At 53.2% G+C, this 25,767-nt stretch carries 27 protein-coding genes; 7 read left to right on the plus strand and 20 right to left on the minus strand.

All coding sequences use genetic code 11. The annotated features are described in order from the left end of the window. Positions 1 to 57 precede the first annotated feature (57 nt). Positions 58 to 2,202, plus strand: coding sequence for a phosphate acetyltransferase (pta, locus tag N0B36_RS09065; RefSeq protein ID WP_016153844.1), 2,145 nt, complete (start codon positions 58 to 60; stop codon positions 2,200 to 2,202). 200 nt (positions 2,203 to 2,402) lie between these two features. Next, on the plus strand, positions 2,403 to 3,923 hold the full coding sequence (gene yfcC / locus N0B36_RS09070) for a putative basic amino acid antiporter YfcC (RefSeq protein ID WP_016157044.1): 1,521 nt from the start codon (positions 2,403 to 2,405) through the stop codon (positions 3,921 to 3,923). A gap of 56 nt (positions 3,924 to 3,979) precedes the next feature. On the opposite strand, the gene yfcD is transcribed toward yfcC, so the two are convergent. From yfcD to yfcF, 3 genes are read right to left on the minus strand one after another with little or no spacing between them, the layout of a single operon-like run. Next, the gene (gene yfcD / locus N0B36_RS09075) at positions 3,980 to 4,534 is read right to left on the minus strand and encodes an NUDIX hydrolase YfcD (protein WP_006683645.1); all 555 of its coding nucleotides are present in this window, start codon (positions 4,532 to 4,534) and stop codon (positions 3,980 to 3,982) included. 56 nt (positions 4,535 to 4,590) lie between these two features. Next, positions 4,591 to 5,142, minus strand: coding sequence for a phosphodiesterase (gene yfcE, locus N0B36_RS09080; protein ID WP_016153846.1), 552 nt, complete (start codon positions 5,140 to 5,142; stop codon positions 4,591 to 4,593). Positions 5,143 to 5,197: 55 nt separating this feature from the next. Next, positions 5,198 to 5,842, minus strand: a complete 645-nt coding sequence (yfcF, locus tag N0B36_RS09085) for a glutathione transferase (protein ID WP_200080063.1) — start codon at positions 5,840 to 5,842, stop codon at positions 5,198 to 5,200. A gap of 134 nt (positions 5,843 to 5,976) precedes the next feature. On the opposite strand from yfcF, the gene yfcG reads away from it, so the two are divergent. The 4 genes from yfcG (at position 5,977) to N0B36_RS09105 (ending at position 8,545) form a co-directional block, all read left to right on the plus strand. After that, positions 5,977 to 6,612: a GSH-dependent disulfide bond oxidoreductase gene (gene yfcG / locus N0B36_RS09090; RefSeq protein WP_016153848.1), complete on the plus strand. Its 636-nt coding sequence runs from the start codon at positions 5,977 to 5,979 to the stop codon at positions 6,610 to 6,612. A 54-nt stretch (positions 6,613 to 6,666) separates the two neighbouring features. Beyond that, positions 6,667 to 7,029: a dihydroneopterin triphosphate 2'-epimerase gene (gene folX / locus N0B36_RS09095; RefSeq protein ID WP_016153849.1), complete on the plus strand. Its 363-nt coding sequence runs from the start codon at positions 6,667 to 6,669 to the stop codon at positions 7,027 to 7,029. 20 nt (positions 7,030 to 7,049) lie between these two features. After that, on the plus strand, positions 7,050 to 7,943 hold the full coding sequence (locus N0B36_RS09100; RefSeq protein ID WP_016153850.1) for a TIGR01777 family oxidoreductase: 894 nt from the start codon (positions 7,050 to 7,052) through the stop codon (positions 7,941 to 7,943). Between the two features lie 71 nt (positions 7,944 to 8,014). Beyond that, on the plus strand, positions 8,015 to 8,545 hold the full coding sequence (locus N0B36_RS09105) for a GNAT family N-acetyltransferase (protein WP_016157046.1): 531 nt from the start codon (positions 8,015 to 8,017) through the stop codon (positions 8,543 to 8,545). 18 nt (positions 8,546 to 8,563) lie between these two features. Here N0B36_RS09105 and hisP read toward each other — a convergent pair whose 3' ends face one another. The 15 genes from hisP to pdxB form a co-directional block, all read right to left on the minus strand. Then, positions 8,564 to 9,337: a histidine ABC transporter ATP-binding protein HisP gene (gene hisP / locus N0B36_RS09110; RefSeq protein ID WP_043017062.1), complete on the minus strand. Its 774-nt coding sequence runs from the start codon at positions 9,335 to 9,337 to the stop codon at positions 8,564 to 8,566. A 13-nt stretch (positions 9,338 to 9,350) separates the two neighbouring features. Then, entirely contained in the window at positions 9,351 to 10,058 is a 708-nt protein-coding gene (hisM, locus tag N0B36_RS09115) for a histidine ABC transporter permease HisM (protein ID WP_003028116.1), read from the minus strand. Next, positions 10,055 to 10,741 carry a histidine ABC transporter permease HisQ gene (locus N0B36_RS09120; protein ID WP_016153853.1) on the minus strand — a complete coding sequence of 229 codons (687 nt, stop codon included), beginning with the start codon at positions 10,739 to 10,741 and terminating at the stop codon, positions 10,055 to 10,057. Before N0B36_RS09120 ends, hisM begins: the two co-directional genes overlap by 4 nt. A 186-nt stretch (positions 10,742 to 10,927) precedes the next feature. After that, the gene (gene hisJ, locus N0B36_RS09125; protein ID WP_003028120.1) at positions 10,928 to 11,710 is read right to left on the minus strand and encodes a histidine ABC transporter substrate-binding protein HisJ; all 783 of its coding nucleotides are present in this window, start codon (positions 11,708 to 11,710) and stop codon (positions 10,928 to 10,930) included. 247 nt (positions 11,711 to 11,957) lie between these two features. Continuing rightward, complete coding sequence (gene argT, locus N0B36_RS09130; protein WP_006683634.1) at positions 11,958 to 12,740, minus strand: lysine/arginine/ornithine ABC transporter substrate-binding protein ArgT; 783 nt, start codon at positions 12,738 to 12,740, stop codon at positions 11,958 to 11,960. A gap of 288 nt (positions 12,741 to 13,028) precedes the next feature. Next, positions 13,029 to 13,598, minus strand: coding sequence for a UbiX family flavin prenyltransferase (locus N0B36_RS09135; protein WP_019077299.1), 570 nt, complete (start codon positions 13,596 to 13,598; stop codon positions 13,029 to 13,031). Positions 13,599 to 13,693: 95 nt separating this feature from the next. Then, the gene (gene purF / locus N0B36_RS09140; protein WP_005129677.1) at positions 13,694 to 15,211 is read right to left on the minus strand and encodes an amidophosphoribosyltransferase; all 1,518 of its coding nucleotides are present in this window, start codon (positions 15,209 to 15,211) and stop codon (positions 13,694 to 13,696) included. 33 nt (positions 15,212 to 15,244) lie between these two features. Next, a complete protein-coding gene (gene cvpA / locus N0B36_RS09145; RefSeq protein ID WP_005129678.1) occupies positions 15,245 to 15,733 on the minus strand; it encodes a colicin V production protein in 489 nt (162 codons plus the stop codon). A gap of 221 nt (positions 15,734 to 15,954) precedes the next feature. Then, positions 15,955 to 16,617, minus strand: coding sequence for a cell division protein DedD (gene dedD, locus N0B36_RS09150; RefSeq protein ID WP_016153857.1), 663 nt, complete (start codon positions 16,615 to 16,617; stop codon positions 15,955 to 15,957). Then, positions 16,607 to 17,875: a bifunctional tetrahydrofolate synthase/dihydrofolate synthase gene (gene folC / locus N0B36_RS09155; protein WP_259687118.1), complete on the minus strand. Its 1,269-nt coding sequence runs from the start codon at positions 17,873 to 17,875 to the stop codon at positions 16,607 to 16,609. The genes dedD and folC overlap by 11 nt, the downstream gene beginning before the upstream one ends. A gap of 192 nt (positions 17,876 to 18,067) precedes the next feature. Beyond that, the gene (gene accD, locus N0B36_RS09160) at positions 18,068 to 18,982 is read right to left on the minus strand and encodes an acetyl-CoA carboxylase, carboxyltransferase subunit beta (RefSeq protein ID WP_016153859.1); all 915 of its coding nucleotides are present in this window, start codon (positions 18,980 to 18,982) and stop codon (positions 18,068 to 18,070) included. Between the two features lie 149 nt (positions 18,983 to 19,131). Then, positions 19,132 to 19,791 (minus strand): DedA family protein, encoded by a 660-nt coding sequence (locus tag N0B36_RS09165; RefSeq protein WP_016153860.1) that lies wholly within the window; start codon positions 19,789 to 19,791, stop codon positions 19,132 to 19,134. Positions 19,792 to 19,815: 24 nt separating this feature from the next. Beyond that, a complete protein-coding gene (gene truA / locus N0B36_RS09170; RefSeq protein ID WP_016157050.1) occupies positions 19,816 to 20,628 on the minus strand; it encodes a tRNA pseudouridine(38-40) synthase TruA in 813 nt (270 codons plus the stop codon). Next, complete coding sequence (locus N0B36_RS09175; RefSeq protein WP_016157051.1) at positions 20,628 to 21,641, minus strand: aspartate-semialdehyde dehydrogenase; 1,014 nt, start codon at positions 21,639 to 21,641, stop codon at positions 20,628 to 20,630. The genes truA and N0B36_RS09175 overlap by 1 nt, the downstream gene beginning before the upstream one ends. 67 nt (positions 21,642 to 21,708) lie before the next feature. Continuing rightward, complete coding sequence (pdxB, locus tag N0B36_RS09180; RefSeq protein ID WP_016153863.1) at positions 21,709 to 22,845, minus strand: 4-phosphoerythronate dehydrogenase PdxB; 1,137 nt, start codon at positions 22,843 to 22,845, stop codon at positions 21,709 to 21,711. A 108-nt stretch (positions 22,846 to 22,953) separates the two neighbouring features. Between pdxB and flk the strand changes: the two genes are divergently transcribed. Next, a complete protein-coding gene (gene flk / locus N0B36_RS09185; RefSeq protein ID WP_016153864.1) occupies positions 22,954 to 23,955 on the plus strand; it encodes a flagella biosynthesis regulator Flk in 1,002 nt (333 codons plus the stop codon). On the opposite strand, the gene N0B36_RS09190 is transcribed toward flk, so the two are convergent. Beyond that, positions 23,952 to 25,130 (minus strand): MFS transporter, encoded by a 1,179-nt coding sequence (locus N0B36_RS09190; protein WP_016153865.1) that lies wholly within the window; start codon positions 25,128 to 25,130, stop codon positions 23,952 to 23,954. The two genes, flk and N0B36_RS09190, sit on opposite strands and share 4 nt — an antisense overlap. 179 nt (positions 25,131 to 25,309) lie before the next feature. Then, the gene (locus N0B36_RS09195; protein WP_047500873.1) at positions 25,310 to 25,687 is read right to left on the minus strand and encodes a hypothetical protein; all 378 of its coding nucleotides are present in this window, start codon (positions 25,685 to 25,687) and stop codon (positions 25,310 to 25,312) included. Positions 25,688 to 25,767: the final 80 nt, after the last annotated feature.

Raw genomic sequence — 25,767 nt, forward strand, 5'->3', positions numbered from 1 at the left:
GCTGGCGGTGCTGTTTTGTAACCCGTCTACATCGACGGTAACGAAAGAGGATAAACCGTGTCCCGTATTATTATGCTGATCCCTACCGGAACCAGCGTCGGTCTGACCAGCGTCAGCCTTGGCGTGATCCGCGCAATGGAACGCAAAGGCGTTCGTCTGAGCGTCTTCAAGCCGATCTCTCAACCGCGTGCCGGTGGCGATGCGCCAGACCAGACTACCAGCATCGTCCGTGCTAACTCTTCTCTGCCAGCCGCTGAGCCGCTGAAGATGAGCCATGTTGAATCTCTGTTGTCCAGCAATCAGAAAGATGTGCTGATGGAAGAGATCATCGCGAACTACCACGCGAACACTAAAGACGCTGAAGTTGTACTGGTTGAAGGCCTGGTCCCAACCCGCAAACATCAGTTCGCGCAGTCTCTGAACTACGAAATCGCGAAAACGCTGAACGCAGAAATCGTCTTCGTAATGTCTCAGGGTACCGATACCCCGGAACAGCTGAACGAGCGTATTGAACTGACTCGCAGCAGCTTCGGCGGCGCGAAAAACACCAACATCACCGGCGTAATCGTTAACAAACTGAACGCACCGGTTGATGAGCAGGGCCGTACTCGCCCGGATCTGTCCGAGATTTTCGACGACTCTTCCAAAGCAAAAGTGATCAAAGTTGATCCGGCTAAACTGCAAGAATCCAGCCCGCTGCCGGTTCTGGGCGCGGTGCCATGGAGCTTCGATCTGATCGCAACGCGTGCAATCGATATGGCGCGTCATCTGAACGCCACTATCGTTAACGAAGGTGATATCAATACCCGTCGCGTGAAGTCTGTGACTTTCTGCGCACGCAGCATTCCGCACATGCTGGAGCACTTCCGTGCAGGTTCTCTGCTGGTGACTTCCGCCGATCGTCCTGACGTGCTGGTTGCAGCATGCCTGGCAGCCATGAACGGCGTGGAAATCGGTGCCCTGCTGCTGACTGGCGGCTACGAAATGGACGCGCGTATCACTAAACTGTGCGAACGTGCATTTGAAACCGGCCTGCCGGTATTCATGGTGAACACCAACACCTGGCAGACCTCTCTGAGCCTGCAGAGCTTCAACCTGGAAGTTCCGGTTGACGATCACGAACGTATTGAGAAAGTTCAGGAATACGTTGCTAACTACATCAACGCTGACTGGATTGAATCCCTGACTGCGACCTCTGAGCGCAGCCGTCGTCTGTCTCCGCCAGCGTTCCGTTATCAGCTGACCGAGCTGGCACGTAAAGCCGGCAAGCGTGTTGTTCTGCCGGAAGGTGACGAGCCGCGTACCGTTAAAGCAGCGGCTATCTGTGCTGAACGCGGTATCGCAACCTGCGTACTGCTGGGCAACCCGGATGAGATCACCCGCGTTGCGGCCTCTCAGGGCGTTGAGCTGGGCGCTGGCGTAGAAATCGTTGATCCAGATGTAGTTCGCGAAAGCTACGTTGCTCGCCTGGTCGAACTGCGTAAAAACAAAGGTATGACCGAAACCGTTGCCCGCGAACAGCTGGAAGACAACGTGGTTCTCGGTACCCTGATGCTGGAACAGGACGACGTTGACGGTCTGGTTTCTGGTGCAGTTCATACCACCGCGAACACCATCCGTCCGCCGCTGCAGCTGATCAAAACTGCACCGGGTAGTTCCCTGGTGTCTTCCGTGTTCTTCATGCTGCTGCCGGATCAGGTTTACGTATACGGCGACTGCGCGATCAACCCGGATCCGACTGCAGAGCAACTGGCAGAAATCGCGATTCAGTCCGCTGAATCCGCCATTGCCTTCGGTATCGAACCGCGTGTAGCAATGCTCTCCTACTCCACCGGTACTTCTGGTGCAGGTAGCGACGTAGAAAAAGTTCGTGAAGCCACACGTCTGGCGCAGGAAAAACGTCCTGACCTGATGATCGACGGTCCGCTGCAGTATGACGCCGCCGTTATGGCTGACGTAGCAAAATCCAAAGCGCCGAACTCTCCGGTTGCAGGTCGCGCTACCGTGTTCATCTTCCCGGATCTGAACACCGGTAACACCACCTACAAAGCGGTACAGCGTTCTGCCGACCTGATCTCCATCGGGCCGATGCTGCAGGGTATGCGCAAGCCTGTGAACGACCTGTCTCGTGGCGCGCTGGTTGACGACATCGTCTACACCATCGCTCTGACCGCGATCCAGTCTTCCCAACAGCAGCAGTAATCTGTCGAGTGTGCCGGATGTCTTATCCGGCAACACTTCTGCTTATTAAACCGGAAATAGCTTATATTTCCGGTTTTTTTATACCTGTTTTTCCCGTTGGCATATTCTGAAACATTTGCCAGGATGCGCTGCATCAATGAATAACTATTCTCCTGTTTGCATACTTATCCTCTTTTGCATTGCAACAGGGATAGTCTTTCATGTCAGCAGTAACAGAAACACAGCCAGCTAAAAAATGGGCGATGCCCGATACGTTGGTGATTATTTTTTTCGTTGCCATTTTAACCAGTCTAGCGACATGGGTTGTTCCCGTCGGGATGTTCGACAGTCAGGAAGTGCAGTATCAGGTTGATGGACAAACCAAAACCCGTAAGGTGGTCGACCCCCACTCTTTTCGAATTCTGACCAACGACGCGGGCGAAGAGCAGTATCACCGGGTGCAGTTTTTCACCACCGGTGATGAGCGCCCTGGCCTGATGAATTTTCCGTTTGAAGGGTTAACCTCCGGCTCTAAATTCGGCACTGCCGTCGGCATTATTATGTTTATGCTGGTGATTGGCGGCGCATTCGGCATCGTTATGCGTACCGGAACCATCGATAACGGCATCCTGGCGCTCATCCGCCATACGCGAGGAAACGAAGTCCTGTTTATCCCGGTGCTGTTTGTTCTCTTCTCATTAGGCGGCGCGGTGTTTGGCATGGGGGAAGAGGCGGTCGCCTTTGCCATTATCATCGCACCGTTAATGGTACGGTTAGGTTACGACAGTATCACCACCGTTCTGGTCACCTATATTGCGACTCAAATTGGATTCGCCAGCTCATGGATGAACCCGTTCTGCGTGGTCGTCGCGCAGGGGATTGCGGGCGTACCGGTGCTCTCTGGTTCCGGTCTGCGTATCATTGTGTGGGTGGTTGCGACCCTGATAGGGCTGACCTTCACGCTGGCCTATGCGGCGCGCATCAAAAAGAATCCGCTTTTGTCCCGGGTACATGAATCCGACCGTTTCTTTCGCGAACAGCAGGACGACGTGGTGGAACGACGCTTCACGCTGGGCGACTGGCTGGTGCTGCTGGTGCTGACCGCGGTAATGATTTGGGTTGTCTGGGGCGTGATCGTCAACGCGTGGTTTATTCCTGAGATAGCCAGCCAGTTCTTCACCATGGGCCTGGTAATTGGCATCATCGGCGTGGTCTTTCGTCTCAACGGCATGACGGTCAACATCATGGCCTCCTCATTCACTGAAGGCGCGCGAATGATGATTGCCCCTGCCCTGCTGGTCGGTTTTGCCAAGGGCATATTACTGCTGGTCGGTAATGGAGAGGCGGGTGAAGCCAGCGTGTTAAACACGCTGCTGCACAGCATTGCCAACGGCATCAGCGGGCTGGATAACGCCATCGCGGCGTGGTTTATGCTGCTGTTCCAGGCGGTGTTTAATTTCTTCGTTACTTCCGGCTCTGGTCAGGCTGCATTGACCATGCCGTTATTAGCACCCTTAGGCGATCTGGTTGGCGTAAACCGTCAGGTCACCGTACTGGCCTTCCAGTTTGGCGACGGATTCAGCCATATTATCTATCCTACGTCGGCATCGCTGATGGCAACGTTAGGCGTGTGTCGGGTGGATTTTCGTAACTGGCTGAAGGTAGGCGCCACGCTGTTGGGACTGCTGTTTATTATGTCCAGCGTGGTGGTAATTGGCGCGCAGATAATGGGTTACCATTAAAAAACGATTGCCCGGCCTACACGATTTCTCGACGCTGTAGGCCGGATGAGCAGATTTTACTCAGCTTCTTCCTGCTTTTCGGCTTTCGCCCCTTCATTCTTAGCGTTGCGGGTCATCCACAGCGCCAGGGCTTTCAGTGAGTCCGGCGTAAATTCGTCGCAGCGCGCGGTAATTTCTTCCGGCGTCAGCCAGCAAACTTCACTAACCTCTTCTTCCTGAAGCGCAAACGGTCCGTGGGAAACACAGCTAAACAGCCCGCCCCAGACGCGACAGTTCTGGTCTTCAAAATAAAACTGCCCATGCTCGGCAAACGGTACGCCCGCAATCCCCAGTTCCTCTTCCGCTTCACGGCGCGCTGAGTCCAGTAGTTGCTCGTCAGCCTGCACAACACCGCCAGCGGTGGCATCCAGCATGCCGGGCAAAAAATCTTTTGTCTCAGTACGACGCTGAACCAGAATTTTGCCCATACCATCATGCACGACGATATACGTTGCACGATGGCGTAAGCGTTGCGCCCGCATTTGTTCCCGGCTGGATTGTGCAATGACTTCGTTGTCTTCATTCACAATATCCACCCATTCCGTACTTGCCAAACGACGCTGTTCCACCATCAGGAAACCTTCTTTTTTCTTGCGCTCTTACGGCGCGTTTATGTTTGTGGGGTAAATTACGGATTAATCTCGACCTGTGCAATAACACTTTGATCATTGAGTGCCATTACGCTGAGAACATTATCATCCAGAATCCCGTAACTTGCCGCAAAGCCCCCTTTCGGGATGCTTACCGAGCCGGGATTGAAGTGGTAAACATCCCCTTGACGCTCAGCGACGGGCAAATGTGTATGCCCATAAACCAGTACATCTCCCACGTTGAGTGCCGGCATATTTTGCGGGCCAAAAAGATGCCCGTGCGTCAAAAAGAGTCGCTGGTTTTCTGTCAGAATTTGCTGCCACGGCGCGGTCATCGGAAAATGCAGAAGCATCTGATCCACTTCGCTGTCACAATTGCCACGCACCGCGATAATCCGCGCTGCCAGCGCATTCAACCGCTCAGCAACCTGCGCAGGCGCATAGCCTTCCGGGAGCGCATTACGCGGTCCGTGGTTTAAAACATCACCCAATATCACCAGCCATTGCGCACCGCTTGCGGCAAACCGTTCAAGTACGCGCTCCGTGGCTGGCAACGAACCATGAATGTCCGATGCGAACATCAGTTTCATCACTCACTCCTCGTTGAAAAGTACCTTGTAATGATACTGGATTACGCCCCGTTTTTCAGCAGGTACGCTTCGCTGAAAGCGCGATAAAACGCTGGACTGAAGCGCGCTGCCACTGGAAGGCGGCATATTCTGCAAGCGCTTCGGGAACCTCATCGCCGTTAAGGACCAGACGATTCAGCATTAGTGCTAAATCGCAGTCGGCAATACACCATTCGCCAAATAAATTCTGCTTACCGTGGCTCAATAAATGGCTCGCAGTGGCGAACAATTTCTCCGCACTGACTTTTCCCGCTTCGCTTAACGGACCTTTTTTCACGCCAGCAAAAACCACGTCCGTTGAGCGTTCTTCACGGATAGGCATCAGATCGCTGCGGATCCACGCCTGAACCTGGCGCGCCCGCGCGCGCTTTTGCACATCGTGTGGGTAGATTCGCTCCCACTGCGGCGGCGCAAAACTCTCTTCCAGGAACTCAGTAATCGCTGATGATTCGCTCAGCTCGAAACCGTCGATTTCAAGCACCGGCACGCGCCGCGTTAACGCATACCCTTGCCATGAAGGTTGCAAGTGTTCGCCGCTGTTGAGATCAACGGTTTTCAGCGTAAAAGGCAGTCCTTTCTCTTGCAGAGCGACATAAACAGACAGCACGTAAGGGGAGAAAAAATTGGCATCTGACCACAGCGTAATTGCAGATTTGCTCATAATGTCCTCTGAAATGTATTGGCTTGCCTTCAAAATATAGAGTCTTTCTCTCACTGTCACTTGATGAAAACTCACGCACGCCAACAGGCTCTATACTTGTTATGACCCGGTTCATGACAAAACGGACGCTGAAAATGATCGATCTCTATTACACTCCATCGCCAAACGGTCACAAAATAACGCTGTTTCTTGAAGAGGCGCAGCTGCAATACCGTCTGATTCATGTCGATATCAGCAAAGGTAGCCAGTTTCACCCTGATTTTCTGCAAATCTCACCAAACAATAAAATCCCGGCCATTATCGACAGTGCCCCGGTAGACGGCGGAAAGCCCATCAGCCTGTTTGAGTCCGGAGAAATTTTACTCTATCTGGCAGAAAAGAGCGGTAAGCTGCTGAGCGGTGAGTTACGTGAACGCCACACTACGCTGCAGTGGTTGTTCTGGCAGGTCAGCGGCCTCGGACCCATGCTGGGTCAGAATCATCATTTTAGCCACTACGCCCCACAAACGATTCCCTACGCCATTGAAAGATACCAGGTTGAAACCCAGCGCCTGTACAACGTGATGAATAAACGTCTGGAAACGTCCCCCTGGCTGGGAGGCGATCACTACAGCATTGCCGACATTGCCTGCTGGCCGTGGATCCACGCCCATCAGCGTCAGCGCATCGACCTCGACAACTACCCGGCGGTCAATAACTGGCATGAACGCATCCGTACGCGTCCCGCAACGGAACGCGCCATGCAACAAGCACAAAGTGAGAAGCGGTGACGCGATTCGGTTCTCGTGTATCATGCAAAGGTTCATACATGGAGGAAACCTGCAATGTCACAACCTGACGCAATTATTCGTATAAAAAACCTTCGTCTGCGCACTTTTATCGGCATCAAAGAAGAGGAGATCCTTAACCGCCAGGATATCGTCATCAACATTGCCATTCACTATCCGGCAGACAAAGCCCGTACCAGCGAAGATATCAACGACGCGCTGAATTATCGCACTATCACCAAGAGCATCATTGCCCACGTGGAGGGTAACCGCTTCTCATTGTTAGAAAAATTAACTCAAGATGTGCTCGATATCGCACGCGAACATCACTGGGTCACTTATGCTCAAGTAGAGATAGATAAACTTCACGCATTACGTTACGCCGACTCAGTCTCTATGACGCTGAGCTGGCAGCGTTAAAACATAACCCGGGAGGCGACATGCAGATTCTGATTACCGGCGGTACTGGCCTGATTGGACGTCATCTGATCCCCCGCTTGCTGGAGCTGGGGCATCAGATAACCGTAGTGACCCGTTCTCCTGATAAGGCGCGTCAGATTCTCGACTCCCGGGTTACGCTGTCCAAAGGGCTGGAAGAGCGGCAAAATCTCAATGACATTGATGCCGTCATTAACCTTGCCGGAGAGCCGATTGCGGACAAGCGCTGGAGTGCCCAGCAAAAGGAACGCCTGTGTCAGAGCCGCTGGGTCATCACGCAGAAGCTAGTCGATTTAATCAATGCCAGCGAGACACCGCCCGCAGTGCTAATTTCCGGTTCCGCTACCGGTTACTACGGCGATTTAGGCGAAGTGGTGGTCACAGAAGAAGAGCCGCCGCATAACGAATTTACCCATAAGCTGTGCGCCCGCTGGGAGCAAATTGCCAGCACTGCGCAAAGCGATAAAACCCGCGTGTGTATGCTGCGCACCGGCGTGGTACTGGCCTCTGCTGGCGGCATTCTGGCGAAAATGGTCCCGCCGTTTCGTCTTGGCTTAGGCGGACCAATTGGCAACGGACGCCAGTATATGGCCTGGATCCATATTGATGATATGGTCAACGGAATTCTCTGGCTGCTGGATAACGATCTGCGCGGTCCCTTTAATATGGTTTCACCGTACCCGGTACACAATGAGCAGTTTGCCCACGCGCTGGGCCACGCCCTGAACCGTCCTGCCATTCTGCGCGTTCCCGCCACCGCAATGCGGTTGCTGATGGGCGAATCTTCAGTGCTGGTTCTCGGCGGGCAGCGAGCGTTGCCAAAACGCCTGGAAGCCTCCGGTTTCGCGTTTCGCTGGTACGATTTAGAAGAAGCGCTGGCGGATGTCATCCGATAACCCCTAAGCGCTATTCACGGTCGCCGTTGTGGTGGTAAGGTTATAGGCCAGATTTCTGCAATGGCGACGTTATGGCGATAATTTCGACTCCCCGACTTACCCTCTCTTTGTTTCAGTTTTCTGACTGGTCATTTTTCCAGAAACTACGTGAATGTCCTGAAGTCATGCGCTATATGGGCAACATCGCCCCGGCGAAAGATACGCGTCTGTTATTCGCCAGACGCCTTGCCGCACAGCACACTTTTGTCATCCGCGAGCACAACAACCCGACGCCGCTCGGCGATATTGGTCTGCAAATCAGCCATCTCTACCCGCACGAAGCCGACCTCGGCTACGCCATCATGCCACAGGCGCAGGGGAAAGGTATTGCCAGCGAAGCCGTACGCGCGGTGTGCCAGTACGCCTTCGAGCACGCGGCGGTCACAGCGATAAATGCTTACGCACTGGCGGATAATAAGGGCTCAATACGGATTCTGGAAAAAACGGGGTTCGTGCGTACGCAGGTGCTGGAAAAGGCGTATGAGATTGATGGTATCGCCTACGACGACTGGGTTTATCGTCTGGAGTGCGACGCGCTAAAATCCCAGGCCCGGAAAGCGTAGCGCCTCCGGGCAGGTGACTTACTTCAACGAACCTTTGAGGAACTGCTGCAAACGCGGACTTTGCGGATTACCAAATACCTGCTCCGGATCGCCCTCTTCTTCAATCTTCCCTTGATGCAGGAAAATCACGTGCGTGGAGACATGACGGGCAAACCCCATTTCGTGGGTCACGACCACCATGGTTTTTCCCTCTTCGGCCAGTTGTTGCATAATGCGCAGCACTTCGCCCACCAGCTCCGGGTCAAGTGCCGACGTGGGTTCATCAAACAGCAACACTTCCGGTTCCATCGCCAGCGCACGAGCAATGGAGACACGCTGCTGCTGACCACCGGACAGATGCACCGGATATTTGCCCTGAGCGCGCTCATCAATACCCACTTTCGCCAGATACTTCACCGCACGTTCGCGAGCTTCCTGCTTGCTCAGCCCCAACACCTGGATCGGCGCTTCCATCACGTTTTCCAGCACCGTCATGTGGCTCCACAGATTAAAGTGCTGAAAGACCATCGTCAGTCGCGTGCGCAGCAAGCGCAGCTGATTTTTGTCTGCAACCTTAAGCTGGCCGTCTTTGTCGCGTACCAGACCAATGTTCTGACCACTCACCACAATCGACCCGGCGCTCGGTTTCTCGAGAAAGTTAATGCAGCGCAGGAAGGTACTTTTACCGGAACCTGACGAGCCAATAATACTGATAACATCACCCGCATTGGCCTGCAGCGATACCCCTTTCAGCACTTCATGTTCGCCGTAGTGCTTATGTAAATCGATAACGTTTAATTTATTTTCAGACATCGTGTTACTCGAATCATTTAGAGGATACATGCTGCAACCAGCGTTTTTCCGCTTTGCGGAACAGACTGATCAGGACATACGAAATAATCAAATACAGAACAGCGGCAATACCGAAGGCGGTAAACGGCTGATAGGTTGCCGAGTTGATATCGCGGGCGATTTTCAACAAATCAGGCACCGTTGCGGTAAACGCCAGCGCCGTGGAGTGCAGCATTAAAATAACTTCATTGCTGTAAGCCGGCAGCGCAATACGCAGCGCGGAAGGCAAAATAATGCAGCGATACAGTTTAAACGACGAGAAACCGTAAGCGCGCGCGGCTTCAATCTCACCATGGGGTACGGAACGAATAGCCCCGGCGAAAATCTCCGTGGTATAGGCGCAGGTATTCAGCGTCAGCGCCAGCACGGTGCAATTTAGCCCACTGCGGAAAAACGCGTTGAGGAAGTCCGTGCCTTTGACTATCTCCAGCGTATACATCCCGGAATAAAACACCAGCAACTGGACGTACAGCGGCGTCCCACGAAAAATATAGGTGAACAGCCAGATGGGAAACTGGATAAATTTATTACTGGAAACACGACCAATTGCCAAAAACAGCGCCAGTATCCCGCCCATCACCACCGATGAAATCAGAAGCCACAGGGTGATAGCCACGCCGGTGTAGCGATATCCGTCGGTCCACAGCAGGGACTTCCAGTATTCCTGAATAATCTCAATCACAGGTCAGCCCTCTTCACACCCACAGAATAGCGGCGCTCAAGGTACAGCAGCACACCATTAGAAACAGTGGTAAACACCAGATAGATGACCCCGCACACTACGGCAAAATAGAACGGCTCCCAGGTACTTTTTCCGGCAAGCTGAGTGGCTTTCACCACGTCTTCCAGGCCGAGCAACGATACCAGCGCCGTGGCCTTAAGAATGACCTGCCAGTTGTTGCCAATTCCCGGTAAGGCATAGCGCATCATCGCCGGGAACATAATGCGGCGAAATATTTGTGAACTGGTAAAACCGAATGCCGTCGCGGCTTCAATATGTCCTTTTGGCACGGCCATAAATGCGCCACGAAATGTTTCGGTAAAATAGGCTCCGTAGATAAACCCGAGCGTAATAATACCCGCGACCATCGGATCGATATCAATCTGGCTGATACCAATTGCATCGGTAAGGGTATTCAGCGCGATTTGTAATCCGTAAAAGATGAGCAGCATTAAGACCAGATCGGGCACGCCGCGGATAAGCGTTGTGTACCCTTCGAAAATAAGCGCCAGCGCCCGGCTTTGCGACAGCTTTGCTGCCGCGCCGACAAGGCCTATCAGAACCGCCAGTACCACCGAGCTAAGTGCCAGCTCCAGCGTAACAATTGCGCCCTGTAAAATAACACCTGAAAAGCCATACAACATGCTGCCTGTCCTGTCGTGTGTGGTGGAGTAATAAGCCTCTTTTGATTTCAGACAAATCGTTTAATGCCGGATGGCGGCTTTGCCTTATCCGGCCTACAAAATCGCTGTAGACCGGATACGCGCAGCGCCATCAGGCATAAATTCAACTCGTCAAAAATCTACGGGCTTTATCAGCACCTGCGGTGATTAACCGCCGTAAACATCAAAATCGAAGTACTTTTTCGCCAGCTTCTCGTAAGTACCGTCAGCTCGCATCTCGGCAAAGGCTTTGTTCAGTGCTTCGCGCAGTTCGTTATCATCTTTGCGAAGCCCCATACCGGTACCCACGCCGAATAACTTCTCGTCTTTTACAGATGGGCCGCCGAATTTGTAATCTTTACCGACCGGCTGTTTCAGGAAGCCTTCGCTGGCTGCGACTTCATCCTGGAAAGCAGCATCAATACGCCCGGCAGTCAGGTCAGAATAGATATTGTCTTGCCCCTGATAAGAGACAATTTCAATGCCTTTTGGCGCCCAGTGCTCGTTGCCGAAGGTTTCCTGAGTCGTGCCCTGCAGCACTCCAACACGTTTACCTTTCAGCGACTCAATGGTTGGTTGAATAGCAGAATCTTTAGCGACAACCAGACGCGAGTCGGCTGCATAAAGCTTGTCGGTAAAGGCGATTTCCTGCTGACGTTTTTCAGTAATGGAAAGCGAGGACATAATCGCATCGATTTTCTTCGCTTTTAACGAAGGGATAAGCGCGTCCAGCGGGTTTTCCACGAAGGTACATTGTGTATTGATACGTTTGCACAGCTCTTTAGCCAGATCGATATCAAAACCGACTAATTCACCCTGTGCATTTTTCGATTCGAACGGCGCATAAGTAGGATCGGTACCGATACGAATTTTTTGCGGAATGGCTGCAAATGCTGCGGTAGCACTGGAGAAAGCCAGGACCAGAGAAAGAGACAACACCAGTTTTTTCATAACTATCCTCAACAGACTGTCTTTTATAGGGGATCTTTACAGGACCAGGTGCAGTTATCGTGCCATTAATCGGGCCGACAAGGCAAAGCATTCTACCCTGTCGACGGTATTTATTTGCATGAAAAGCGCTTAAGTATGCACTCATGCTTATTAAGACAGCGACAAAAGCACCAAAACAGTGCACTGAATTTATTATGCACCGTAATGGTTACCCGCAATGGTGCAGTCCATTCCCCGCTGCGGCGTATTAATCGCCGTAGACATTGAAGTTAAAATACTTGCTCGCCATTTTGTCGTAGGTGCCGTCTTTGCGCAGTTCGCCCAGCGCTTTATCGAAAGCAGCTTTCAGCTCTGCATCATCTTTGCGCAAGCCAATCCCGGTGCCGTCACCAAAGTATTTTTTATCTTTCACCGACGGACCAGCAAAAGCGTAGTCCTTACCGGCAGGCTGCTTCAGGAAACCTTCGCTGGCCGCGACTTCATCCTGCAACGCCGCGTCCAGACGACCCGCTGTCAGGTCAGAATAGATGAGGTCCTGGTTCGCATAGGCCACTACATCTACGCCTTTGCTGCGCCAGTTGTCATTAGCATAGGCTTCCTGAGTCGAGCCTTGCAGTACGCCAACATGTTTACCTTTGAGGGAATCAAGAGTCGGTTGAATTGGGGAACCTTTCGCGGCGATCAGACGTGAGTCTGCTGCGTAAAGCTTGTCTGAAAACGCAATCTCTTGCTGACGCTTCTCAGTGATTGAAAGCGAGGAGATGATGGCATCAATTTTTTTCGCTTTCAGCGACGGGATCAGCGCATCAAAGTCGCTGGCTACCCAGGTACATTTGATCTGCATGCGCTTACACATCTCATTTCCCAGATCGATATCAAAACCGACAAAGTCGCCTTTGGCATCTTTAGAGGAAAAAGGTGCGTACGTTGTATCTGTACCAATACGAACCGTCTGCGGAAGTGCTGCGTAGCTGGCCGCGGTGGCGGAGAGTCCTACCAGCAAAGACAAAGCAAGAACCGTCTTCTTCATACATAACCCTCAAGTGGCGTAATTTTATTATGTTTTACGTTGTGTTGTGTGTTTGCAGACTTTTTCATGCAGGTCTTATGCCATTGTCGCGTCGATGAGGATATTCGACGTTAAATATGTTAATAAAACGTTGCAATAATGTCCTGATTTTGAAGATAGCAGGTCTGACGGTTGAACCGCAGCGTTTCGTTGAGTTTTAACGAATTAAATGTTGAGGATATGATCGCGGTTACAAAATTGCCCTGAAACAGGGCAATGGATGTTTCTTTGCACGCTGATGGAACGGTTTTACGCCCCTTGCCAGCGGGTGAACAGATCCTGTGGAAGGGAGATATCAAACTGGTCGAGTACGCGGTTAACCGTTTGATTAATCACATCATCTAGCGTTTGTGGGCGATGATAGAATGCCGGGACTGGCGGCATAATCACCGCGCCAATTTCTGCCGCCTGCGTCATCAGTCGCAGATGCCCCAGATGCAGCGGCGTTTCACGCACGCACAGCACCAGCGGGCGGCGTTCTTTCAACACCACGTCTGCCGCACGGGTAAGCAGCCCATCGGTGTAACTGTGGACGATGCCTGAAAGCGTTTTGATTGAACACGGTAATATTACCATTCCGGCGGTCTGAAAAGAGCCGGAAGAGATACTGGCGGCGATATCGCGCGTATCGTGATTTACATTCGCCAGTGCCTGCACGTCGCGTACAGAGAGGTCTGTTTCCAGCGCCAGCGTCTGTCGGGCAGCAGCACTCATCACCAGATGGGTTTCCACATCAGTAACGTCACGCAAAACCTGCAGCAGGCGCACGCCATAAATCGCGCCACTGGCACCGCTAATCCCTACAATGAGTCGTTTCATTTTTTCGCCCTTACTTGCTTCAGGGCTGACTTTGCAGGTTTTTATGCGCAGTTGCAAGTCAGTCCACTCTATGTGTCCTGACCTGCAACAGAACATTACCCTTCGTTATGCATCTCGAGGTTTTCCGCTTCGTTCTGACGCAAAATTGCTTTGGCATCATCATTACGCAGGGAGTCAAGGAAATCGAGATATTGCTGGTCGACGTCTTTGGTGACGTACACGCCGTTAAACACTGAACATTCAAACTGCTGAATATCCGGGTTCTCAGCGCGGACCGCTTCAATCAGATCGTTCAGATCCTGGAAGATAAGACCGTCTGCACCGATTATCTGGCGAATCTCGTCCACTTCGCGACCATGAGCAATCAGCTCCGTCGCCGTAGGCATATCGATACCATAAACGTTCGGGAAGCGAATTTCCGGGGCCGCAGAGGCCAGATACACTTTCTTCGCTCCGGCTTCACGCGCCATCTCGATAATCTGTTCCGAGGTGGTACCGCGCACGATGGAGTCATCCACCAGCAGCACGTTTTTATCACGGAATTCCGCACGGTTGGCGTTCAGCTTACGGCGCACGGATTTACGGCGCAGCTGCTGGCCGGGCATGATAAAGGTACGACCCACGTAGCGGTTTTTCACAAAACCCTGACGGTACGGCTTACCGAGAATACGGGCAATTTCCAGCGCGATATCGCAGGAGGTTTCCGGAATCGGGATCACCACGTCAATGTCCAGATCTTCCCACTCGCGAGCAATTTTTTCGCCAAGCTTGGTCCCCATATTTACACGGGCGCTGTAGACGGAAATCTTGTCGATAAAGGAGTCAGGACGTGCGAAGTAAACGTATTCAAACAGGCACGGATTGCTAACCGGGTTATCGGCACACTGGCGAGTAAACAGCTGACCTTTTTCGGTGATATACACCGCTTCGCCAGGTGCCACATCGCGCAGGAATTCAAAGCCCAGCGTATCCAGCGCCACGCTCTCGGAGGCCACCATATACTCGGTACGACCATCCCCGATATCGCGTTTACCCAGTACCAGCGGACGGATACCGTTAGGATCGCGGAAGGCAACCATACCGTGGCCAATAATCATCGCCACGCAGGCATAGGCGCCGCGGATCTGGCGGTTGGTTGCCGCAATAGCAGCAAAAATATTATCGGCTTCCAGCGGATAATGGCGGAAGTTATCCAGCTCGCTGGCGAAAATATTCAGCAAAATTTCAGAGTCTGAAGTGGTATTGATGTGGCGGCGCTTTTCTTCAAACAGCTTTTTACGCAGCTCATGCGCATTGGTCAGGTTGCCATTATGGGCAAGCGTGATGCCATACGGTGAGTTGACGTAAAAAGGTTGAGCTTCGGAGGCGCTGGAGCTGCCAGCCGTTGGGTAACGCACATGACCGATGCCCATATTGCCCTGCAAACGCTGCATATGGCGCGCTTCAAAAATATCGCTCACCATTCCGTTTGCTTTACGCAAGCGGAAGCAGTTGTTGGCATCAATGGTGATGATGCCTGCGGCATCCTGACCACGATGCTGGAGCACCGTTAACGCGTCATAAATCGACTGGTTTACCGGCATAACACCGGCGATACCGACAATACCGCACATACGTCTTTTCCTCGTTCAGCAACAACCCAAAGTTTATACTTTGGGCAAGAAACTTGACGAGCTTTGCAGATAGTCAAAGAACCATCTGATGATGAAACTGAACTGCGGGATCAGCTGCGACTTGCTCCAGTCTTCACTTTTCGACAGACCGGTAAAGGTATCGAGAAAGAACAGTATGGCGGCGACGATCAGCGCTCCTCGCAGAGCACCAAAGCAGATCCCCAACACCCTGTCGGTACCCGACAGGCCTGTTTTCTCTACCAGTTGGCCTATCACAAAGTTAACGATAGCGCCGACGATAAGTGTCGCGATAAACAGTATCGCGATAGCAATCCCATTTCGAACGAGTTCGTCTTCAAAGCCCGTAAACCAGACAGACAGGTAAGTGTAGTAATGGCTGGCGACAAAGAAAGCACAACCCCAAGTCACCAACGATAATGCTTCACGAACAAAGCCACGGATCAGGCTAACCAGACAGGAAAAACCAATCACCGCGATAATGGCGTAATCAATCCAGACCATAAGTGTCCCACGATTTAACGCCCTGTCGTCCTGTTCGGGGCGCATTCTAACAGAAAAAGAAAACGTTTGCGTAGGGATTTCCTTTCCACGCGTAAATAAAAATGGCGCTGAAAAAATCTTCAACGCCATACCGTTTTATGCCTCTTCGGGCACTGCCGGATAGCGGTAAAAACGCCCTATCCGGCCTGAATTAAGAGCAGCGCCGTGAACAGCGCAATCCCTTAATTAGGGGTGTACCCCATCACTACGCCGCTCAGACCGGAGATCTTCTGCAGCTCGCCCAGCGAGTTCTTCAGCTTATCTTTGGAGGCGTCAGGTCCTACGAGAATACGGGTTATTTTACCCTGCACCGGCGTTGACGGGGAAGTATATACCCGGAAGCCCGCGCCACGAAGTTTACCCACGATCTCATTGACCTTATCCGCATTTTTCAGCGCACCGAGCTGTACAACGTACGCTTTGCCGGTTGGCGCTGGCGGTTCCACCGCGGCCGGTTTCGGCGCTGGAGCCGGTGCTGGCGTCGGAGCGACGGCAACCGGCTGCGGCTTCGGTTTGGGTTTCGGCTGTTCTACAGGCGCGGGGACAGGATCTAACTCCGCGCTGTTTGCCGTCGTCAAACGTGACGGGTCCAACGATGGCGCGGCAGCATCACCCGCGCGCACCTCTTCAGCCGCCCCTTCCGGTGGCTGCGTCGGCAGCGCCTGCGTTGCTGCAGGCATCATGTCTGGTTCATCGCGATCGCCGGGTTTCGGCACCAGCGGGATCGCCGCAAACTCATCCTGATAATGCTTTTTCTGCCCGTCAAGCAGCCCGGGGAGCACAATCACCCCCAGCGCGACCAGCACAATTGTGCCAACTAATCGATTCTGAAACTTACTCGCCACCGCTTCTCCCCACGTCTATCACTTCCATGACATGTGCGACAGTGTGAAACGATCCACACACCAACACGGTATCTTCTGGCTTCGCCTCAGCTAGCGCCGCAGACCATGCCTGCGCCACGCTGTCATAGGCGTAGCCTTTGCCCAGATGCTCCAGCAGTTGTTCTGCAGTAGCACCACGCGGCCCTTCCAGGGGCGCACAGTACCAGGCGTCAACCACGCTTTTTAACCAGGCTAACGTACCGGCAATATCTTTATCATGTAGCATACCGATAACCGCAAGTACACGCCCGCTTTTCACTAATTTTTTCAGACGGCCGGTCAGATACTCCGCCGCATGCGGATTATGGGCAACATCAAAAATCACCCGCGGCGACTCGCTCACAATCTGGAAGCGCCCCGGTAAAATCGCCTGTTCAATACCGTCACGAATGGCCTGCTCGTTGACGTTAAGCCCGCTTGCGCGCAGTGCTGCCAGTGCGGTAGCGGCGTTAGGTTGCGGGACCTGCGGCAACGGCAGGTGCGCCAACGTGCCGTGACTGTCCGTAAAGGACCAGTCGTTCTCCGTGACCGCATAGCGCCAGTCCACGCCGCAGCGTTGCAAAACCGCCCCGCTCTCTTGCGCAACATCGGCGATGGTGTAAGGCATTTCCGGTTCACCGACGATAGCCGGTTTCTCTGCACGGAAAATTCCCGCCTTCTCACGACCAATGCTTTCGCGATCCGGGCCCAGCCAGTCAGTATGGTCAAGCGCAATGCTGGTGACCACCGCAACATCGGCATCCACGATATTGGTCGCGTCAAGGCGACCGCCTAACCCAACTTCCAGGATGACGACATCCAGTTGGGCCTGTTTAAACAGCCAGAGCGCCGATAACGTGCCGTATTCAAAGTAAGTCAGGGAAATGTCGCCACGCGCGTCTTCAATCTCAGCAAACGAGGCGGTATGCGCTGATTCCGGCAGTTCACGCCCCTGCACGCGTACGCGTTCCGTGTAGCGTACCAGATGCGGCGAACTGTAAACGCCAACTTTATAACCTGCTGCGGTCAGCACAGATTCCAGCGTACGGCAGGTTGTGCCTTTCCCGTTGGTTCCCGCCACCGTAAAAACAAATGGCGCGGGTTTCAACACACCCAGTTTGCGCGCCACCTGACTTACGCGTTCCAGGCCGAGATCGATGGTTTTACTGTGCAGGTTTTCCAGATAAGAAAGCCACGATGCCAGGGGCGACGCGGCTTGAGGAATACGTTTATTGTCCATGATGGCTGTAGATTCTTTACGTTGAGAAAAGCAAAAGGGCAGCACCAACCGGCCTGCCCTTTTTTACACGTTGTTTTTCACGTTGCAGATGCGTTGGCTGTGCTCGCTCCCCCGAATCACTTACCTGTGTAAGCTCATCGGGATCAACTCTCTTATCGCCTGCCTGCAACCCGAAACCCATAGAGTAAACTATCAGGCCTCTGATTCCTGATCGGGAACCGGAGGTACCACCTCGCCTTCACGCGGCTCATCCGGATTCGGCGTAGGAAGATTCATCAGCTTCGCCAGAATGCTTGCCAGTTTCAGGCGCATTTCCGGACGGCGGACGATCATATCGATAGCGCCTTTTTCAATCAGGAACTCGCTACGCTGGAATCCCGGCGGCAGTTTCTCACGTACGGTTTGCTCGATAACACGCGGACCAGCAAAGCCGATCAGTGCTTTCGGTTCTGCAATGTTGAGATCGCCCAGCATCGCGAAGCTAGCAGAAACACCGCCCATTGTTGGGTCGGTCAGTACAGAAATATACGGTAAACCGCGTTCCTGCATTTTCGCCAGCGCAGCAGAGGTTTTCGCCATCTGCATCAGAGACATCAGCGCTTCCTGCATACGCGCCCCGCCAGAAGCGGAGAAGCAGATCAGCGGACAGTTATCTTCCAGCGCCTGCTCAACGGCACGGACAAAACGCGCGCCGACCACAGAGCCCATGGAGCCGCCCATAAACGCGAACTCGAATGCAGCAGCAACGACCGGCATACCGTGCAGCGTGCCTTTCATTACCACCAGCGCATCTTTCTCGCCAGTTTCTTTCTGCGCAGAAGCCAGTCTGTCTTTGTACTTTTTGGAGTCACGAAACTTCAGCACATCTTTCGGCTCAAGCTCGCTACCCAGTTCCACAAGAGAACCTTCATCTAACAGGCTATGCAGGCGATTGCGCGCCGACATGCGCATATGATGGTCACACTTCGGACAGACCTCAAGATTACGTTCCAGCTCAGCACGGTATAAAACCTGACCGCAGCTATCACACTTGGTCCACACCCCTTCAGGAATGCTTGCCTTGCGGGTGGGAGTAATGTTGCTTTTAATTCGTTCAATCCAGCTCATTGGTGACCTTTCTGCCTGAACCCTAGTCAGCTTTGTTATAAGGGGCGCATAATGCCATTTTTGCCCCTAACAGACCATGAATGTTGCACATTAAAACATAACAGCCCGAAACTTTGGATAAAAAAGTGGTCGAACCGCTGAGTTACTTTCTATTTTGCAGCCCGTGACGCAGCGCGTTTATGGCGAATCACTTCAATTATGCCCGGCAATACGGAAAGGACGATGATCGCCACAATCAGTAATTTCAGGTTTTCCTGAACGATCGGCAGATCGCCGAACAGATAGCCTGCATAGGTGAACAGCAATACCCACAGCAGCGCGCCTGCGACGTTATACATCGCAAAATGACGGTAGGACATGTGCCCCATACCGGCAACAAACGGTGCAAATGTACGCACAATAGGTACGAAACGCGCGAGGATAATCGTTTTGCCGCCATGACGCTCGTAGAACGCATGGGTTTTATCCAGGTAACTGCGACGGAAAATTTTAGAGTTCGGGTTACTGAAGAGTTTTTCACCGAACAAACGGCCAATCGTGTAGTTCACCGCATCGCCGATAATCGCCGCCACAATCATCAACATCACCATCAGATGAACATTGAGATCGTTAGTTGGCAGCGCAGAAAGCGCGCCAGCGACAAACAGCAGCGAGTCTCCCGGCAGGAACGGCGTCACCACCAGCCCGGTTTCGCAGAACAGGATCAGAAACAGAATCGCGTATACCCAGATACCGTATTCCGCAACCAGCTCCGCCAGATGCACATCAATGTGCAGGATAAAATCGATAAGAAAGTAAATCAGGTCCATAGTTTTGCCTTTATACGACTCAAATTAGTCCGCCAGAAATAGCGGGCCCATAGGCGGTTTTGGCAGGTCGAACCGTTCCGGGTAATCTACTGCAACCAGATACAATCCTTCCGCTTTCGCCGTTGCCGCTGCCAGCGTTCTGTCCTTCGCCGCTAGCAGTTCTGCTATCCAGCTCTCCGGCTGGTTGTTGGCGCCTACTTCCATCAGGCTGCCGACAATATTCCTGACCATATGATGTACAAAGGCATTCGCTTTAATATCCACCACCACATATGCACCAAAACGTTCAACGTTAATGTGCATCACGTTACGCCACGGTGTGCGCGACTGACACTGCACCGCCCGAAACGAGGTAAAATCATTTTCGCCAATCAAACACTGGGCCGCACGATGCATACGCTCAGCGTCCAGCGGTTCATAGTAATGGGTTACCCCTTTACCTAAAACCGCAGGGCGCAACCGATGATTGTAGATGATGTAGCGATAACGGCGAGCCGTGGCGCTAAATCGGGCATGGAAATCATCGGGTACAGCTTTCACCCAGCGCACAGCGATGTCACCAGGTAAATTCGCATTTACCCCCAGTGTCCAGGCTGCATCTTTACGCTGGGCAGTCGTTTCAAAGTGCACGACCTGCCCTGTGCCATGAACGCCCGCATCCGTGCGTCCCGCACAAAAGACAGTGATGCGTTCATTCGCCACCTGAGAGAGCGCTTTTTCCAGTTTTTCCTGAACGCTACGCACTTCGTTCTGGCGCTGCCAGCCATAATATTTGCTGCCGTCATACTCAATGCCCAGCGCAATTTTATGGGTTGACGGCTGTTGCAGGTCAGACATTAGTACAGGTACTCCTGCACCAGTTTTTCCGCAATTTTTACCGCCATCAACGCGCCGCCAAAGCGTACGTTGTCTGCCACAGACCAGAACTGAACCTGTTCCGGCATCCCGTAATCGTTATGCACACAGCCAACTGAAAGGTGCGGAGTACCTGACGCATCGCCAACCTGCGTCGGGATATAGGTCTCTTCTGACAACACTACGTCCTCACCGCGTGAAAACGCATCGCGTGCTTCTTCCGCCGCCAACGGACGCAGAGCTTCAAAATTCACCATCTGTGCGTGGCCATAAAATACCGGCGACTGCACGATGCTGGCGGAGATAAGTAGCCCGTCGTCCTGCATAATTTTGCGCACTTCATCGACGATACGACGCTCTTCGCGCACGCTACCTTCGCGATCCGGCAGCAGCGGCAGCATGTTGAACGCCAGCTGACGACCAAAGAAATCGTCATCGTCAATCGGGATGCCGTTCAGTAGTTTCGCGCTCTGTCCGGCAAGCGCATCTACGGCTTTTTTACCGTGAGCGGAAGCAGAAATAATATTGGTCACCGTAATACGTGACAGCCCGCCGTCATCAATTAGCGGCTTCAGCGCAGACAGCAGTTGGCTGGTCAGGCTGGAAGGGACCGCAATCACATTGCGGTTGCGGTAATCGGCCAGTACGAACGGGTTAACGTCCGGAACCACCAGCGGAACGTCCGGCTCAAGCGCGAACAGGCCACTGCTGTCGATAACCAGGCAACCGGCATTGGTCGCTTCTTCCACCCATGCGGCGGTGGCTTCAGCGCCCGCAACAAAAAATGCCAGTTGCGCCTGCGTCCAGTCAAAGTCTACAACGTCCTGAACAAGGACCGATTTACCGTTAAAACGCAGATGCTCACCCGCGCTTTCATTACGCGCCAGCGCATAAATTTCACCGACCGGGAACTGGCGTTCAGCCAGCGTATCGAGCAGGGCTTCGCCTACGGCGCCCGTTGCGCCCAGAATGGCAATATTCCAGCCTTCAGACATGGTGATTTACTCCAGAAATACGTAAGCGTCCCTGTCGCATTATTCGACAGGGAGCATTAAGAAGACATTAATGTGCCGGGTGATAAACAGCGTTAAAACCCAGCTTACACAGCAAGGCAGCAGCCGTTGCGTCGTCACACATCACGTATAAAGACGACCATTCACGGCGCTCAAGATAATTTTTACGCAGCTTATCAAACTCACCCGGAATTCCAGCGACTTTACGCAGCGGCGCATCATCGCGGCGCACATCATACACTAAATGCACCAGCCTTTTCAGCGTTGGCTGATCTAACGGGCCATGCAGAGTGATACGACCAAATTCCGGCGCAGGTAACAGGGTATTGAGCGCAACGTGTTGTTCGCGACCAATAAACTTGCTAAAAGCCTCAAAGACCTGCGTGGTGCCGCGCGCTTTTCCTTCCAGGGTATACCCGGCAATGTGCGCCGTGCCGATATCGGCTTTCTCCAGCAATGCCACATTGAGATCCGGCTCCCCTTCCCAGACATCCAGCACGACGCTCAGCGACTGCCCGGCATTCAATCGGTTCAGCAATGCCGTATTGTCGATGACTGGCCCGCGGCAGGCGTTGATCACAATGGTGCCCGGCTTCAGCCGGCTAATCAGCGCATCATCTGCCAGGTGCAGCGTTTTGTACGGTCCGTCTTTAAACAGCGGCGTATGGAAAGTCAACACATCGGCTTGCTCTACCAGTTCGTCCAGCGAGCGGAAATCTCCCTCATCACCGCGATCGGCTCGCGGCGGATCGCACAGCAGCGTGCGGATCCCCAGTGCTTCCAGACGTGCCTGCAAACGTCCGCCCACATTGCCCACGCCTACGATGCCTACAGTACGATCGCGTAACGCAAACCCGTCGCGCTCCGCCAGCATCAGCAACGCTGAAAAAACATATTCTACGACCGCAATCGCGTTACAGCCGGGCGCTGCGGAAAAGCCGATCTTCGACTGCGCAAGCCAAGCTTCATCCACATGGTCCGTGCCTGCGGTTGCCGTGCCGACAAATTGAACCGGTTTTCCGCTAAGCAGTGATTCATTTACTTTCGTCACCGAGCGCACCATTAAGGCATCCGCATCATCCAGTTCGGCAACGGGAATCGGGCGACCGGGAACCGCTTTGACCTCCCCCAAACGACTGAACAGTTCGCGGGCATAGGGCATATTTTCATCAACGAGGATTTTCACGTCTTTCGCACCTGTTTGAGAACGAGAGTTAACCGGGCAAGTGTGCCATAATCTCGCCGCCAGGCATACTGCGAGACCTGGTCAGCACAGATTTAAGGAACAGAGATGATGCAGCCCATTTCAGGTACACCCGCACGCCCTCCCGGCGAAGGCCAAAATGCCCCTTCTGCTGCGGGCGAACAACCGTTATCCACACAACAACGTACCGTGCTGGAACGACTGATTACCCGTCTGATTTCACTCACCCAACAGCAAAGCGCCGAGGTGTGGGCCGGAATGAAGCACGATCTGGGCGTCAAAAGTGATACGCCGCTGCAATCACGTCACTTTCCTGCCGCGGAGCAAAACCTGAATCAGCGGCTGGGTGTTGCTCAGCAAAATCATGCTAATCGTCAGGTTCTCTCACAGCTCACTGAATTACTGAGTCAGGGAAATAACCGCCAGGCGGTAAGCGATTTTATCCGTCAGCAGTATGGGCAAACGGCGCTCAGCCAGCTCACGCCTGAGCAGTTGAAGAACGTGCTCACGCTGCTGCAACAAGGGCAGCTTTCTATACCGCAACCGCAACAGCGCCCGGCCACCGATCGTCCGTTGTTACCCGCAGAGCACAATACGCTGAACCAGTTGGTTACCAAACTGGCGGCGGCCACGGGAGAGTCAGGTAAGATGATCTGGCAGTCAATGTTAGAGCTGTCTGGCGTAAAAAGCGGTGAGCTGATCCCCGCCAAACAGTTTACTCATCTGGTCACCTGGCTGCAGGCGCGCCAGACGCTCAGCCTGCAAAGCGCCCCGACGCTACAAACGCTCCAGGCGGCCCTGAAGCTGCCATTAGAGCCGAATGAGCTGACGGCAATAAAAGAGTACGCGCAGCAGACGTATCAGATCCAACCACAAACGATTCTGACCACGGTACAGGTGCAGGACTTGCTGAATCAAATCTTCCTGCGCCGCGTAGAACGGGAACGCGAGCTAAACGATCCGCGCCATCTTCAGCCTATTTACAGCCCGTTCGCGCCGATGATTGAAACGGTAAAATCTCTGTCGGCACGACCGGGACTGCTGTTTGTCGCGTTAATGATCGCATTAGCCATTTTCTGGCTGGTCGCTTAACCTTTGCGCAGCGTAAGCAGCGTCACGACAATCCCCACCACGGCGGATATCGCTCCGGCAAGGAATACCGAGGGATAACCGTACGCGGTGGCCAGCACCCCGGCGACCGGGCCGCTTATGCCGTAGGAGATATCCTGAAACGCGGCGTAACCGCCCAGCGCCGTACCGCGAACCTGCGCGGGCACTCGCTTCACAACCTCTACGCCCAATGCCGGGAAGATAAGCGAACACCCTGCCCCGGTTAGTGCCGCCCCGAGCAGCGCAATCCATGCTGATGGGGCCTGCCACAGCAGAATCAGCCCCGCGGTTTCAACCAGTAAGGAGACAACGGCTACCTTCACGCCTCCGAACCGATCCGGCATCCAGCCAAACAGAATGCGCATCAGCACAAACGCCCCGCCAAACGCGGTCAGGGTGAACCCCGCCATCGTCCAGCCGTTGCTGACAAAATAGAGTGAAATAAACGTACCGATCACCGCAAAGCCAACGCCCTGCAGCGCCAGGCCCAGGCCCGGTTTCCAGATAAGCCCTACCACGCTCCATAACGAAGGGCGCTCTCCTGCATGAGCGGGCACTTTGCGAACGGTGCCGTTGAATGCCCATGCCAGCAGCGGTAATACCATTGTCGTTCCCGCCAGCGCCGCAAAGCCAAAGTGGCTATGGATCAGCAAGCCCAGCGGTGCACCGGCGGCCAGCGCACCGTAAATCGCCATCCCGTTCCACGACATCACCTTACCCGAGCGTGTTGGACCGACCAGCCCAAGCCCCCAGGTCAGCGTTCCGGTGAGCAGTTGGCTTTCGCCAAAACCGAGGATCAAACGCCCGACGATTAACAATGCAAATTTTACAGGGACAGAAACAGGCAATAGCGCGGCTAACAGCCACGCCGCACCCGCCAACCCACAGGCAAACATCCCCTGTAGCGCCGAACGTTTGGCGCCATATTGATCGGCTAAGCGCCCGGCGTAGCCGCGCGTTAATACCGTTGCCAGAAACTGTACGCCTACGGCGATACCAACCATGGTGTTGCCATAGCCCAGCTCCTGATGCACAAACAGAGGAATAACGGGCAAAGGTAGACCGACCGTCATATAGGTCAGGAAAACTGCAAAAGCGATACGAAACAGCGAAAAGTTCGCCGAAGGTGTTTTTTCTTGTTGGGTTACAGCTGTCATGCGTTACTCCAAAATGCAGAGTAAGGCGAGGAATGTCCACGCCCCCTCTACCTGACTTTCAGGATTAAGGTGCGTTGGATAACGTTAAACGCTTACGCATTATCAGATAGATAATGTTGAGTGCGAAGTCTGCCTGTGAGCCACTAAATTTGTCAACCCTGAAATCTCACCAGGTTGGTTCACGGTAAAGACGACTTTTCGTCGAATAAAAAAGGAAATACAGCATCAATTCCTTTTGTACCAAACAATCCGGTCACCTGCTTGCGCTGCCCCGGCGTCAGCAGTCTGAACATCATATCCCAGATCTCTTTCGGTTCCGCTTCCTGTACGCAACGGCTCTCTAAGGCCAACACCTTTTCAGTTTCTTTCAGGTAAGGACGGACATACAAAGGGAAAATGGAGATATGGAACTCCTCAGCCTTTGATTTAACACGTTTGCGCTTCACGCCCTCTTTGCCTTCACTGTACATGTTTAAACGGGAACGAACCGCAGGCGCGCTTCCTGGAAACCCCGGCAATTCAAGACATTCCTTTACCGTGAACCACTCTTTTGCCATTAGTTTCTTTCCTTTCTGCCTGTGGAATAAAAAATATTTTTTCTTTTGCGCGAAATTTCAGTTTTATTCTGGCAATATTC

The sequence above is a fragment of the Citrobacter sp. XY323 genome, from assembly GCF_025106035.1.
GTDB classification, from domain to species: Bacteria; Pseudomonadota; Gammaproteobacteria; order Enterobacterales; family Enterobacteriaceae; genus Citrobacter; species Citrobacter braakii.

Coding starts and splice junctions, on each gene's coding strand:
- N0B36_RS09175 (WP_016157051.1), bottom strand. CDS start 21,641: ATGTCTGAAGGCTGGAATATTGCCATTCTGGGCGCAACGGGCGCCGTA.
- N0B36_RS09190 (WP_016153865.1), bottom strand. CDS start 25,130: ATGACAGCTGTAACCCAACAAGAAAAAACACCTTCGGCGAACTTTTCG.
- yfcC (WP_016157044.1), top strand. CDS start 2,403: ATGTCAGCAGTAACAGAAACACAGCCAGCTAAAAAATGGGCGATGCCC.
- yfcD (WP_006683645.1), bottom strand. CDS start 4,534: ATGGTGGAACAGCGTCGTTTGGCAAGTACGGAATGGGTGGATATTGTG.
- folX (WP_016153849.1), top strand. CDS start 6,667: ATGTCACAACCTGACGCAATTATTCGTATAAAAAACCTTCGTCTGCGC.
- folC (WP_259687118.1), bottom strand. CDS start 17,875: ATGGACAATAAACGTATTCCTCAAGCCGCGTCGCCCCTGGCATCGTGG.
- argT (WP_006683634.1), bottom strand. CDS start 12,740: ATGAAGAAGACGGTTCTTGCTTTGTCTTTGCTGGTAGGACTCTCCGCC.
- N0B36_RS09195 (WP_047500873.1), bottom strand. CDS start 25,687: ATGGCAAAAGAGTGGTTCACGGTAAAGGAATGTCTTGAATTGCCGGGG.
- N0B36_RS09100 (WP_016153850.1), top strand. CDS start 7,050: ATGCAGATTCTGATTACCGGCGGTACTGGCCTGATTGGACGTCATCTG.
- N0B36_RS09120 (WP_016153853.1), bottom strand. CDS start 10,741: ATGTTGTATGGCTTTTCAGGTGTTATTTTACAGGGCGCAATTGTTACG.
- flk (WP_016153864.1), top strand. CDS start 22,954: ATGCAGCCCATTTCAGGTACACCCGCACGCCCTCCCGGCGAAGGCCAA.
- purF (WP_005129677.1), bottom strand. CDS start 15,211: ATGTGCGGTATTGTCGGTATCGCCGGTGTTATGCCGGTAAACCAGTCG.
- hisP (WP_043017062.1), bottom strand. CDS start 9,337: ATGTCTGAAAATAAATTAAACGTTATCGATTTACATAAGCACTACGGC.
- N0B36_RS09135 (WP_019077299.1), bottom strand. CDS start 13,598: ATGAAACGACTCATTGTAGGGATTAGCGGTGCCAGTGGCGCGATTTAT.
- accD (WP_016153859.1), bottom strand. CDS start 18,982: ATGAGCTGGATTGAACGAATTAAAAGCAACATTACTCCCACCCGCAAG.
- N0B36_RS09165 (WP_016153860.1), bottom strand. CDS start 19,791: ATGGACCTGATTTACTTTCTTATCGATTTTATCCTGCACATTGATGTG.
- hisJ (WP_003028120.1), bottom strand. CDS start 11,710: ATGAAAAAACTGGTGTTGTCTCTTTCTCTGGTCCTGGCTTTCTCCAGT.
- yfcG (WP_016153848.1), top strand. CDS start 5,977: ATGATCGATCTCTATTACACTCCATCGCCAAACGGTCACAAAATAACG.
- yfcE (WP_016153846.1), bottom strand. CDS start 5,142: ATGAAACTGATGTTCGCATCGGACATTCATGGTTCGTTGCCAGCCACG.
- cvpA (WP_005129678.1), bottom strand. CDS start 15,733: ATGGTCTGGATTGATTACGCCATTATCGCGGTGATTGGTTTTTCCTGT.
- N0B36_RS09105 (WP_016157046.1), top strand. CDS start 8,015: ATGGCGATAATTTCGACTCCCCGACTTACCCTCTCTTTGTTTCAGTTT.
- yfcF (WP_200080063.1), bottom strand. CDS start 5,842: ATGAGCAAATCTGCAATTACGCTGTGGTCAGATGCCAATTTTTTCTCC.
- truA (WP_016157050.1), bottom strand. CDS start 20,628: ATGTCTGACCTGCAACAGCCGTCAACCCATAAAATTGCGCTGGGCATT.